Annotated in this window: 9 protein-coding genes; 4 read left to right on the top strand and 5 right to left on the bottom strand. The window is 68.1% G+C overall.

Annotation, left to right across the window (positions count from 1 at the left end; genetic code table 11):
- Nucleotides 1-312 precede the first annotated feature (312 nt).
- Complete coding sequence (gene dacB / locus ACFFGN_RS13895; RefSeq protein ID WP_380047300.1) at nucleotides 313-1,851, top strand: D-alanyl-D-alanine carboxypeptidase/D-alanyl-D-alanine endopeptidase; 1,539 nt, start codon at nucleotides 313-315, stop codon at nucleotides 1,849-1,851.
- A 52-nt stretch (nucleotides 1,852-1,903) separates the two neighbouring features.
- Nucleotides 1,904-2,866, top strand: a complete 963-nt coding sequence (locus tag ACFFGN_RS13890) for a GNAT family N-acetyltransferase (protein WP_380047298.1) — start codon at nucleotides 1,904-1,906, stop codon at nucleotides 2,864-2,866.
- Between the two features lie 20 nt (nucleotides 2,867-2,886).
- On the opposite strand, the gene ACFFGN_RS13885 is transcribed toward ACFFGN_RS13890, so the two are convergent.
- The 3 genes from ACFFGN_RS13885 to ACFFGN_RS13875 all read right to left on the bottom strand — a co-directional run bounded on the left by ACFFGN_RS13885 (nucleotide 2,887) and on the right by ACFFGN_RS13875 (nucleotide 7,906).
- Nucleotides 2,887-5,640, bottom strand: coding sequence for a beta-N-acetylglucosaminidase domain-containing protein (locus ACFFGN_RS13885; protein ID WP_380047295.1), 2,754 nt, complete (start codon nucleotides 5,638-5,640; stop codon nucleotides 2,887-2,889).
- A gap of 80 nt (nucleotides 5,641-5,720) precedes the next feature.
- The gene (locus ACFFGN_RS13880) at nucleotides 5,721-7,313 is read right to left on the bottom strand and encodes an MDR family MFS transporter (protein ID WP_380047293.1); all 1,593 of its coding nucleotides are present in this window, start codon (nucleotides 7,311-7,313) and stop codon (nucleotides 5,721-5,723) included.
- A gap of 95 nt (nucleotides 7,314-7,408) precedes the next feature.
- Nucleotides 7,409-7,906 carry a MarR family winged helix-turn-helix transcriptional regulator gene (locus ACFFGN_RS13875; RefSeq protein WP_380048730.1) on the bottom strand — a complete coding sequence of 166 codons (498 nt, stop codon included), beginning with the start codon at nucleotides 7,904-7,906 and terminating at the stop codon, nucleotides 7,409-7,411.
- Between the two features lie 390 nt (nucleotides 7,907-8,296).
- Here ACFFGN_RS13875 and ACFFGN_RS13870 point away from each other — a divergent pair, with 390 nt between their 5' ends.
- Nucleotides 8,297-9,496, top strand: coding sequence for an aminoglycoside phosphotransferase/kinase family protein (locus tag ACFFGN_RS13870; protein WP_380047291.1), 1,200 nt, complete (start codon nucleotides 8,297-8,299; stop codon nucleotides 9,494-9,496).
- On the opposite strand, the gene ACFFGN_RS13865 is transcribed toward ACFFGN_RS13870, so the two are convergent.
- Both ACFFGN_RS13865 and hisF read right to left on the bottom strand, forming a co-directional pair.
- Nucleotides 9,468-9,965: a MarR family winged helix-turn-helix transcriptional regulator gene (locus tag ACFFGN_RS13865; RefSeq protein WP_380047289.1), complete on the bottom strand. Its 498-nt coding sequence runs from the start codon at nucleotides 9,963-9,965 to the stop codon at nucleotides 9,468-9,470. The genes ACFFGN_RS13870 and ACFFGN_RS13865 overlap by 29 nt on opposite strands.
- Nucleotides 9,962-10,723 carry an imidazole glycerol phosphate synthase subunit HisF gene (gene hisF / locus ACFFGN_RS13860; protein WP_380047287.1) on the bottom strand — a complete coding sequence of 254 codons (762 nt, stop codon included), beginning with the start codon at nucleotides 10,721-10,723 and terminating at the stop codon, nucleotides 9,962-9,964. Before hisF ends, ACFFGN_RS13865 begins: the two co-directional genes overlap by 4 nt.
- A gap of 135 nt (nucleotides 10,724-10,858) precedes the next feature.
- On the opposite strand from hisF, the gene ACFFGN_RS13855 reads away from it, so the two are divergent.
- Nucleotides 10,859-12,400, top strand: a complete 1,542-nt coding sequence (locus ACFFGN_RS13855) for a M1 family metallopeptidase (RefSeq protein WP_380047285.1) — start codon at nucleotides 10,859-10,861, stop codon at nucleotides 12,398-12,400.
- Nucleotide 12,401: the final 1 nt, after the last annotated feature.

Raw genomic sequence — 12,401 nt, 5'->3', positions numbered from 1 at the left:
TCCCTGCCCCTTCCCGGCCATGCCCCGCCGACGCGGGGAGCTTGCCGCGCGGAGCCACCTCCAGAACGGCGTACCCGCGCTCGGCCCAGTAGTTCGGGATCACCGGCTCCGAGATGTACCCGGGAATCGTGACCAGGGCGGGGTACGGCGTGGGGCGATCCGGGGTACGGCGTACCACCCGGCGATGCGCAGGCCGCCGTACGAGGTGTTTTGCACGTCGAAGCTGGCACCGGCGATTGTGACAAGCCGATCGCTGGACGAGCGGGGCGCGGGGGTGTTGAGTTGAATTCTGCCCGAGTTTGAGGAGTCGTCGTGAAATTCTTCCGCCGTCATGTCGGGGTGGCCGTCTTGGTCGCCATGGGAGCCGTTACCGGGATCACCGGCGTTACAGCCGGCAGTGACTCGACAGAGCTGCAGCAGCGGCTCGACGGATTACTGGCGGACAGCCGGTACCAAGGTTCACAGGTGGCACTTGTAGTGCGCGACGCCACTACTGGCGAGGTCTTGTACGACCGGAACAGTGGGAACCGCGTACTGCCCGCCTCCAACACGAAGTTGTTCACGTCGGCAGCAGCGCTCGAAACGCTGGGAGCCGACTTCCGCTTCCACACCGACGTACTGACGACTGGCAAGACGTACGGCGGCGTGCTGGCGGGTCCGCTCTACCTGAAGGGGTACGGCGATCCGACGTCGCTGGAATCGGATTACCGGGCGCTGGCGCGTCAGGTGGCTGCAACCGGGATCCGCCGGGTAGTCGGAGATCTGGTTGCCGATGACACCTTCTTCGACAACAGGCGGCTGGGCAACGGCTGGTCCTGGGATGACGAGTCGTTCTACTACTCGGCTCAGACCTCGGCACTGACCGTCGCGCCCGACACCGACTACGACTCGGGCACGGTCATCGTCGAGAGCGCCCCGGGCGCCACTGTCGGCGCACCCGCACAACTGAAGCTCATACCCCAGACAAGTGCCGTACAGCTGGTGAACACGTCCAAGACGGGACCGGCCGGTTCGGCGTACACGTTGAACATCGAGCGGGACCACGGCAGCAACGTCGTACGGATCACCGGCTCGATCCCGGCGGACGACACGGGCGGCCAGGACTGGGTCGCGGTCTGGGAACCGGCCAACTACGCCGCGGACATCTTCCGGCGCGCACTGGCCGCCGAGGGCGTGCAGGTGCTCGGCAAGATCCGCACGGGCGCTACGCCGGCCACGTCACGGCGGTTGGCGCATGACGAGTCGATGACCATGGCCGAGCTGATGGTGCCGTTCATGAAGCTGTCGAACAACATGCACGGCGAGGCCCTGCTGAAGCGAATGGGCAACGGCGACTGGGATCGCGGTCTGGCCGTCACCCGGTCGTACCTGCAGAGCAACGGCGTCGACGTGGCCGCGATGCGCATGGTGGACGGCTCCGGCCTGTCCCGGATGAACAACCTGACCGCCGACGGCATCGCCGATCTCCTGGTGGCGGCACAACGCGAGCCCTGGTTCGGCGCCTGGTACGCGTCCCTGCCGATCGCGGGCAACGCGGATCGTGCGATCGGCGGCACGCTGCGCAACCGGATGCGCAACACGGCCGCGGCCAACAACGTGCACGCCAAGACCGGCACCCTCACCGGCGTGACCGCGCTGTCCGGTTACGTCACCAACGCCGACGGCCGGAAGCTCGTTTTCTCCTTTGTCTCCAACAACTTCATGGTCAGTCCGCGCCCGATCGAGGACGCCGTCGCGATCACGCTGGCGTCGTGGTCGGACCGTGCGGATGTGCCGACGATCACGCCGAACGGCCAGCGTGTCGCCCCGGCTGAGGCGGAGCTGGAGTGTTCGAAGCAAAAGGACTGCTGAACACTCGGCCAATTGACTCGACAGGCGGGCGGCGGGGCCTCACCATGACCTCATGGAGATGACCGCCGCTCCGCCGGCCGGGTATACCGTGCGGCGGCCGCGGCCGACCGACGCCGCAGACATCCTCGAGGTCGTGTCGGCTTACAACACCCGGGTGGTCGGCTATCCCGACTGCACTCTGGACGACATTTTCGACAACATGGCCGAGCCGGGTTTCGATCCCGAGACCGACGGCTGGCTGGTGCATACCGAGGCCGGTGAGGCCGCGGGTTATGCGTGGGTCTACGGCACCAGCGGCGCGGACCAGGTCGATATCGACGTGGTGGCCGACGATCCGGTGCTGTCGCGCTGGTTGTTCACCCAGGCCACCGAACGCGGCCGGGTGATCGCCCGCAACAGCGGCCACGATCACGTCGTACTCGACGCCGGGATCTACCGCGGTGACCAGGCTCTGCGCGATCTCGCCTCGGGCCGCGGTTTCAGCCCGAGTACGACGTACCACCGGATGCGGGTGGACCACGGCGCCGGTACGCCCGAACCGCGATTGCCCGCAGGCGCGGTCCTGCGCCGCGGTGCGCACGACGAGGCCTCGCGGCGCACGGCGTACGAGGTGATGACGCGCTCGTTCGCCGATCAGGAGGACGTGACGGTTCGCCCGTTCAAGGAGTGGGTGGAGGTGCGCGAGGCGCGGCCGACGTTCTCCTGGTCGCAGCTGTCGGTGCTGGCGGTCGACGGCCGTCCGGTCGCGGTGTGCGAGTCGAACGACCAGTTCGTCGAGGACGAGAACTGCGGGTACATCACCCGGCTCGGGGTGCTGCCGGGCGATCGCGGCAAGGGCTACGCCAAGTACCTGCTGTCACAGACCTTCGCCGAGAACGCGGCCGCCGGACTCGACGGCACGATCCTGCACGTCGACACCAGCAACCCGACGCCCGCGCTCGGTCTCTACCTCTCGGTCGGCATGCAGCCAGTGCTCGTCATCGACGTCTGGCGCCAAGTCCTCTCGACCAACTGACCGCCGGTTACCCAAGACTGTCAGGGTGCGCCGAGGTCGGCCCAACCGGTCCAGCCGCTGCCTGCGCCGGTCTGCCAGGCCGTGCGAACGCGCCCGTCGAGACCCAGGCCGAACAGGCTCACCGCACCGGCCGCGCTGTCCACCGCGGCCGGTGCACCGCCCGCGCCGGTGAACGCCTCGACCACCGTGGCCCAGTGCGACCAGTTGTCGCCCGCGTGCTTTTGCCAGGCGGTCCAGATCCGCCTGTCGCTACCGAGCACGTAGGCCTGGATGGCACCGTTGTTGCCCACGACAACCTCCGGCGGACCGGTCATGGTGATACCGCCGATCGCCACGAAAGCGTGCCACGGACCGTCGTACGAGGTCTGCCAGCTGGTCTGCAACCGCCCGTCGGTCCCCCGGATGAAGACGCTGTAACCGCCGTCGTACGTCGCGGCCAGGCGCGGGTTGTCCACCGTGCTGCCGCCCAGCGGGATCCAGCCGATCCAGTCCGTGCCGGGGCCGCGCTGCTTGTTCACCCAGACCTGGTTGTCGCTGCCCCGCACCACGGCGGTCATCACACCGTTCTGGCCGACCACGACCTCAGGCTTGCCCAGCATGGTGATCCCCGGCAGCGGCACCAGCGAACTCCAGCCATCGGCCAGCTGCCAAACCGTCCACAGTTGCCCGTTCGCACCACGGGCGAACACGCTGAACCCGCCGTCGTCGGCCTGCACCACTGTCGGGCTGTCCGTCACAACGCCCTCGCTGATCTTGCTCCAGGCGCCCCACGCGGTGCCGGCGGAATTCTGCCGGGCCATCCACAACCGGTCATCGCTGCCGCGAACGAACGCGGCCATCAGCCCGGCCCGATCGGCCAGCACCTCAGGCTGTCCGTGCATGGTGATGCCGGCCAGGTCGGTGAACGGCTCCCAGTTCGAGCCCGTCGTGCGCTGCCACGCCGTGCGCAACCGGCCGTTCGACCCGCGCGCGAAGATCGACATCGCGCCGCTGTCATGCCGGATCACGGGCGCACCACGGGGCGCGGCCATCAGATCGGTCAGCTCGTCGAACACCCCCGGCGTCACCACCCGGCCGAACTTGTTGCCTTGGGCAAGGGCCAGGCCCATCGCCCGTCGTTCCGCCCGGTACGTCGCCAGGTCACCCGCCGCTTTCGCCCGCAGACCCCGTACGACGTGCTCGGCCGCGGTGGCTCGTCCTTCGAGCGCGACGAACCAGCCTTCGGAGTCGCGCAAGAACGACGGATTGGCGAGCGTCTCTCGCAACTGCTGGGGTGCCACCTTGACCTTGGCGAGTTCGGCCAGCAGGGCATCGCCGGAAGGGCCGAGATCACCACCGGTACGCCAGGCCTGCTGGAAAGCCTTCGCCAGTGGCGCGATCGGCGCGCTTTCGGGATGCAGCGGCGAGGCGGTAGAGGCCTCGGCGTACGTGCGCAGGGCCGGGTACGCCGTACCGCCGAACTCCTGCAATGATCGGGCCCACGAGGCCTGCGCGTCGTACGCCGACGGGTTCCAGGCGTAGTCGGCCACGGTGTAGAGGCTGAGCAGCGAGGCCTCGGCCTCCTGCATCTCGTTGGCCAGAATGCCGAGGGCGCTGCCGGCCAGCGCCGGATCGCGGCCGACGAGCGGACCGAGGTGCTGCTGGGTCGGCGCGAAGTCGTTCACCGGGTAGTTGTCGAAGATCAGCAGCTTCCGCCCACCGAAAGCCTGTTCGGCCTGGGCCAGCTCGGCCGCGGTGATCGTCGGCGACACCACCTCCCGGCCGGTCCAGAAGATCGGCACGTCCGCCGGCACCTGCTCGGCGAACCGCGTCCGGTACGGCGACGAGCCAGTCCCCCAGTATTCGGTCGGAACCGTCACGAGCTTCGCGCCGGGCCGCTGGGTGATGAAATGCGAGTAGACGTGCTTGAGCACGCTGGTCTGCGCGTCCGCGAGAGCGGTCGGCCCGGTCCCGAAGGTCTGGATGTCGAGATCGCAGACGAACCGCCCGTTCACGTCGTCCCAGCCGATCGAAAACGTCCGCTCGCCCACGTCGTACAACTGCTGGTACCGCGCGACGAGCTTGTCGAGGTCGGACCGCGACGCGTGGCAGATGCCGTGCTGCGGGGAGACGTTCGACTCGGGATTGATCCGGTAGATGAACTCGACGTGGTTCTGCCTGGCCCGCGCGATGGCCTCCTCGAACCGCGCCAGCTCGGCCGCCGGATACGGGTCGCGCCAGCGAACGTCCGAGGTGTGCGGGTCGCCACTGACCGTGTACTGGAAGGCGTTCATCCGGTGGGCGCCGAGCCAGTCGAGGTGGCGCAGCAGGTCGGCCTGGCTCCACGGAGTGCCGTAGAACGACTCCATTCCACCGCGTAGCCCGAAGGCCGGGAAGTCGCGAATCACCAAGCCTGGCACGCTTTTCGCTTGCTGCAGCTGGCGCAGGGTTTGCTGCGCGTAGAACGTTCCAGCGGCGTCGACACCGTCGATCGCGATGATCTTGCGACCGGCCGTTTCGCCGATCGTGAGGACATACCCGCCGGGCGGCAGACCCGCGGGCCCGTCGACCCGGAGATCGCGCAAGGCCTGCGCGGCCTCGGGCCCATCGACGTACGTCACGAAATCGTCGGCCAGGCTGAATCCGCTCGACGGCGAGATCGAGGTCGCGCGCATGGATTGCGGCGCGGGCACGATCGCGGGCAGGCCTGGTGGTGAACTGATCGGAGGTGGTTCCGCCTGGGCGGGAGGGCTGTAGGGAAGCAGGACGAGCAACGCCGACGCGAGTCTGAGCACCGGGACCTCCAAGGTGAGGAATCCGGTCTATACCAGCCGCCTCTGCCGGGCCTGTCAATCAACCTTCGATCACGGTGGAATCAGCTCGGCGGAGGCTGGTCTGCCGGCTGGAGGGCGACCGTACGACGCAGTGGCGCTTCGTGGATGAAGAGCACCGCCACCAGGCTGATCACCGCGATCACGGCGGCGATCGCGAAGATGCGACCGGTGGCGTCCGCGTACGCCTGGCGAACGAGATCGGCCAGTTGCGGCGGGAGGTGCTTCAGGTCGAGCAGGCTGGTACCGCCTGCTTCGGCCTTGCGAGCCGCCTGTTCGCCGCGCGGGCCGAGGGCGAGCAGGCTTTCGAGCAGCAGCGTCTTGACCCGGCTCGCGAGTACCGCGCCGAGAACCGAGACGCCGACCGCGCCACCGAGGCTGCGGAAGAACGCGACCGAGGCGCTGGCGGCACCGATCTGCGACACGTCGACGGTGTTCTGGACCGCGAGCACGAGGTTCTGCATCAGCATGCCCATACCGAGACCCATCAGCAGCATGCCGACTCCGACAAACCAGTACGGCGTGGTGTGGTCGATCATGCCGAGCATGCCCAGCCCCGCGATCAGCAGGATCGACCCGCCGACCAGGAATCGCTTCCACTTGCCGAACCGCGAAATCAGCTGGCCCGCACCGACCGACCCGATCAACGAGCCGAGCATCATCGGGATCGTCAGCAGGCCCGCCTCGGTCGGGCTGTAGCCACGAGCCACCTGGAAGTACTGCCCGAGGAATACCGCACTACCGAACATCGCGACACCAACGGCCAGGCTCGCCATGATCGCCAGGGCGGTCGTACGCTCGCGAACCACCTTCAGCGGCACGAGCGGCTCGGCGGCGCGGGACTCGACCACGACCGCGAGTACGGCGAGCAGGATCGTGCCGCCGACGTACAAGCCGGACTGCCAGGAGATCCACGCGAAGTCGTGACCGGCGAAGGAGACCCAGATCAACGGCAGACTTGCGGCCCCGCTGATCAGGATGGCGCCGAGGTAGTCCATCCGCACCTTGCGCCGGATCACCGGGAGGTGCAGGTACTTCTGCAACACGATCAGGCTGATCACGGCCAACGGCACGCACACGTAGAAACACCAGCGCCAGCCGAGCCACGAGGTGTCGACGATGACGCCACCGATCAGCGGACCACTCACCGTCGCGACGGCGACCACCGCGCCCATGTAGCCGGAGTACCGACCGCGATCCCGGGGCGGAATCGCCGCGCCGATGATCGCCTGGACCAGGGCCATCAGACCGCCCATCGCGAGGCCCTGCAACACCCGCGCGCCGATCAGGAACGGCACGTTGTGCGCCATGCCGGCCAACGCGGATCCCAGTACGAACAGGCTGATCGCCAACTGGACAAGCAACTTCTTGCTCATCAAGTCGGCCAGTTTGCCCCAGATCGGCGTCGTCACGGTGGTCGCCAGCAGGCTCGCGGTGACCACCCAGGTGTACTGGGTCTGGCTACCATTGAGGTCCGCGATGATCGTCGGCAGCGCATTGCTCACGATGGTGGAGCTCAGCATCGCGGTGAACAACGCGGCCAGCAGGCCGATCAGGATCTCGAGGATCTCCCGATGAGTCAGCGCCGCCTCCGCGCCCCGAACTCCCTGCAGCTGCTGCGACTCAACGACAGCCATCCCACTCCAATCAAAATCAGGCTTTCTCCCGCCGGCTGCTTACGTCCGGCCGCTTACGTCCGGGTTGTTGCCGCCTGCTGCTATGTGGCCGGGTTTTACGGCCGGCCGGTGGCGATCGTTTCGGTCATCCGGGAAATGACCGCGTTCGCCACCTCCAGTTCGGCGTCACTCCAGCCCGCCAAGGCGGCACGAAGCCGGGCGGCAAAGCTGCCGAAGATCTCCTCCAGCTTCACCCGGCCGCGATCGCTCAACGCCAACAGGGAAACGCGCGCATCAGCCGGATCCGGGCGCCGGATCACCAGGCCATCCGCCTCCAGCGCGGCGAGCTGGCGGCTGACCACCGAGGCGTCGACACCGAGCTTGGCCGCCACATCCCCACTACGGAGCTCGCCTGCCCGGGCCAGTACACGCAACACACTCAAGTCAGCCCGCCGTACGCCGAACTCCGGCCAAAGCTGCCGATGATCCGCACACCGAACAGCCCGAACCAGCCCACTGACCCCCTCAATCAACTCCAGCGCCGCCCCATCCACCCCACCACGACCAAACCGGTCGCGCTCGAGCTGATCAACCCCAGGCGCGGGCCGAGCCATCGAAGCTGACTCCCCCGACTGATCTAGTTGCATAACCCAACCATATTCCAACTAGTTGGCTTCCGCAACCATCCACCCGCCCCACCTGGTATCCCGTTCATCGGGCGCTTGTGACCCGGCGCGTCGCCGTTCATCGGACCCTTCTGACCACTCGTCGGCGTGTCGTCGGACCCTTTGAACGCTCTCCGGGCGGGCCGGGCTGGGCGACCGGGGCGGGTGGCTGGTTGGGGTGTGATTGACGGGGGTGGTGGGGTTGGGTAGCGTCTGCGGGGCGTGGTTGGGGCTGCGCCGAGACTCGCCGGAAGGCTGGAAGCCACCTCTGTTGGGAATAGCCGTGTGGAGTCAGCGCTCCCGTTGGCCCGTGCGAGTCCGGGCTCGAGAGGACGCGCTATGAGATTTCTGCCTGACAAGCCCAGCCTTGAGTTCCTGCGCAAAGAGGCCAAGGACCTCCTTGCGGCACTTCGGGAATCCCACCCGAAGGCGACGCTGGCCACCGCCCAGCAGGCCCTCGCGATTCAGTACGGCATGCGCGATTGGCCCGAATTGAAGTCCGAGGCGGTACGACGCGCGACCGCGACACCTTCCGCGCCCGCCAACCTCGCCGACGAACTGGCGACCGTCTTCGGCCTAGGCAACGTGGTCGCCGACGCGTCGCCGGTGTCGTTCACGCCGATGGGCCGGTGCTGGTCGATCAGCACGGATCGCGGCCGCTGGCTCGCGGTCACGGTCCATCCCTGGATCACCGAAGCGCAGGCCGAAGAAGGCGCGCGCCTTCGTACCGCGGCCGCCGAAGCCGGGATCACCGCGCCAACCCCGGTCCGCAGTCCCGAGGGACGCCTGATCGAGACCGTGCGGGGCGAAAGCTGGCGCGTGCGCGAGTGGATCGAGGTCGGCCCATCCCCGGTGAGCCCGACTCCGGCCGGCATCGCGCGGCGGATCGGCGCGACGTACGGCACGTTGCACAGCCTGGCCATCCCCTCGGACGCGCCGGTCAATCCGTACCTGACCGCGCGAAGGTCCCCCGCCGATTGGGAACAACTCGTCGATCGCGCCCACGCCGCGGGCAAACCCTGGGCGGATCGGCTGAAGCAAACCCTTCCGGAGCTGTACGACACGGCCGAGGCGGAGATCGATCCGGCCCAGGTCATTCTGTGCAACTGCAACCTCATCCCCGAGCACGTTCGCGCGGGCCATTCCGACGAGCTGATCGTCACCGAGTGGGACTTCGCCGGATCGCTCACCCCGGCGCTCGAACTCGGCTCGGCCCTTACGCACTGGGCGTGGCGGCCGTCGATCAATCGCCCGGCCGTCGCGGCGTTCCGGGCCGGCTACGTCGAGGCAGCGGGTTCGTGGCCGGAGCTCGACCTGTCGTCGTTCGGTGTCGCCGTGACCGGGTGGCTCAACTGGACGTACAACACGATCTGCGCGGCGATCGACCCGGCCGACGCCGATCGGGCCGCGTTCGCCGAGCGCGAGACGGTCGACCTGCTCAACCGGCCGATGACCCGCGCCGCCCTCGAAGAACTCCTAGCGGCAACCAACGAACTTCCGACTCAGGACACTAGGAGAAGTCGGCGTTCAGCCGGGTGAGCAACGTGGCGAGGGCCGAGAGGTCCTCGCCACGCCAGCGGCTGAGGATGCCCTCGAACTCCGCACGGCGTTGGCGGCGGATCGCGCCGAACCGCTCGGCTCCAGTCGCGGTCAGGCGGAGCAACCGGGCCCGGCCGTCGTTCGGGTCGCTGATCCGTTCGACCAGGCCGAGGCCTTCCAGCTGGGTGATGCCGCGGCTGACCGTCGACTTGTCCAGGCCGAGGGCCAGCGCGACGTCGGAGGCCCGTACGCCGGCCCGGCCGGACGCCGTACCGAGATCGATCTGGGACACCAGCGCATAACCCGCCGCGTCCATGTCCGGGTGGACCTTGCGGGCCAGCGACATCGAAGTGGATCGGGACCGGCGCAGCAGCAACGACAGCTCCTGCTCGATCAATCCGACCAGCTCGGCACTCTCCCCCGCCACCGCCCCAGCAGCAGAAGCCCCGGAAGAAGGAGATCCGGTCATCGGACCTCGATACCCGCTTCGCGCAGGACCTTCTTCACGTCAGCGATCCGGAAGTCGCCGAAGTGGAAAACGCTCGCGGCGAGCAACGCGTCCGCGCCGGCCTCGACCGCGGGCGGGAAGTGCTCGGGCGCACCCGCTCCCCCGCTGGCGATCAACGGCACCGAGACGACGGCCCGGACCGCCCGGATCAGTTCCAGGTCGAAGCCCTGTTTGGTGCCGTCGGCATCCATCGAGTTGAGCAGTACCTCACCGGCACCGAGCTCGACGGCCTTGCGGGCCCACTCGATCGCATCCAGTCCGGCGGAACGACGGCCGCCGTGAGTGGTCACCTCGAAGCCCGAGGGCTGGTCGGCCGCGCGCCGGGCGTCGACCGACAGCACCAGCACCTGGTTGCCGAAGCGCTGCGCGATCTCGCCGATCACCTCCGGGCGGGCGATCGCCCCGGTGTTGATACCGACCTTGTCGGCGCCCGCGCGCAGCAGCCGGTCCACGTCGGCCACCTCGCGCACGCCACCGCCGACCGTCAGCGGAATGAAGACCTGCTCCGCGGTCCGCCGAACCACCTCGTAGGTCGTCTCGCGGGATCCGGACGACGCGGTGATGTCGAGAAAGGTCAGCTCGTCGGCGCCCTCCGCGTCGTACACCTTGGCCATCTCGACCGGATCACCCGCGTCCCGCAGGTCGGTGAAATTGACGCCCTTGACCACCCGGCCGGCGTCGACGTCCAGGCAGGGAATGACTCGTACGGCGAGGCTCACCCGGCAAATCCTACCGAGCCCGGCGCAGTTCGCTTCGATCCTGCTCAAAAGGCGGCGCGACGGGCTCGAAGAGCGGCGCGAAGGGCCCCTCATCGGGTTGAGTAGGAGTATCCGCCCAGATGATCGGAGTATTCGGTGAAGCAGCGTTCCCTGAGTCGGCTGGCCGTCGGCTCGGCCTCGATTCTGGCCCTCACGGCATCCGTGCTGATCGGGCCCTCGGCCAGTGCCAGCGAGACCGGCCCCGCCGGATCACCCGGTGCGCCCGGCGTCGGCGACACGGTCTATCCGAACCTCGGCAACGGCGGCTACCAGGTCGAGCGGTACCTGATCGACATGACGTACGACGCCACCACCCAGCTGGTCGCCTCGAAGGTGAAGGCCTTCGCCGTCGCCGATCAGGCGCTCTCGCGATTCAACCTGGACTCGTTCGGGCTGGATATCGCCTCGGTGCGCGTCAACGGCAGGCCCGCCACTTTCGTTCAAGAGGGCGAGGAACTCGTCATCACCCCCGCCCGGGTCATCCGCCACGGCAGCGCGTTCGTGGTCGAGGTGGCGTACTCGGCCGATCCGCGCCGGATCAAACCGCCCGCGGGCGGCTGGGTGGCGACACCCGACGGGTTCGCGCTGGCTCCGCAGCCGAGCGGCGCGCATACGGTCTTCCCGGGCAACGACCATCCGTCGGACAAGGCCCAGTACACGTTCCGGGTGACCGCGCCGAAGGGCACGATCGGCGTGGCCTCGGGCGTTCATGTCGCGGATGTCGGCAATCCCGATGGCAGCACCACCTCGACGTACGTGACCCGGCATCCGGTCGCCACCGAGGTGGTCCAGATCTCCGTCGGCGACTACACGATCGTGGAGCGCGGCACCGTCGACGGCGCGCGGATGCGGGACGTCGTACCGACCGCGCGGCTGCCGAAGGTCGAAGCGGCGCTGCAGCTGACGGCGGGCCAGCTGAGCTGGATCAAGCAGTACCTCGGCAGCTTCCCGCTCGAGGCGTACGGCATCCTGCCCGCGAACAACGACGCCCCCGACGCGTTCGACTTCACCGGGCTGGAGACGCAGACGCTGACGTTGTACAAGCCGAACTACCTCAGCCAGACCGAGGACAAGATCGGCTCGCACATGATGCACGAACTGGTGCACAACTGGTTCGGCAACAGCGTCACCCCGGCGGACTGGGGCGATCTGTGGATCAACGAGGGCCATGCCGACTTCTACGGGCTGCTCTACCGGTACGAGCGCGGCTGGCCGGACAGCCGCGGCTTCACCACGATGGTGGACCGGATGAAGTGGACCTACAGCCAGGGCGATCTGTGGCGGGTCAGCTCGGGACCCGTGGCCCGGCCGAACGCGCAGAACCTGTTCGACAACCAGCGCTACACCGGCGGCGTACTGGTGCTCTACGCCTTGCGGGAGAAGGTGGGCGCGGCCAAGTTCGCCGAGATCGAGCAGCGGGTGCTGGCCACTTACAAGAACAAGAACGTCAGCACCGAGCAGTTCATCCAGCTCGCGACCGATGTCTCGGCTGATACCAGCGTGCGCCCGTTCCTGACCGACTGGCTGTACGGCACGAAGACCCCGCCGATGCCGAACCACCCGGACTGGACGGTCATTCCCCCGACCACAACCCGCCTCGCCGCGGTCGACACCCGCTCCGACCTGCGGGACCACTGAC

It is taken from the genome of Kribbella deserti (assembly GCF_042434725.1).
In the GTDB taxonomy this organism is placed as follows: Bacteria; Actinomycetota; Actinomycetes; order Propionibacteriales; family Kribbellaceae; genus Kribbella; species Kribbella deserti.
Note: the sequence above shows the minus strand (reverse complement) of the source record. Positions and strands in the feature narration are given on the sequence as shown.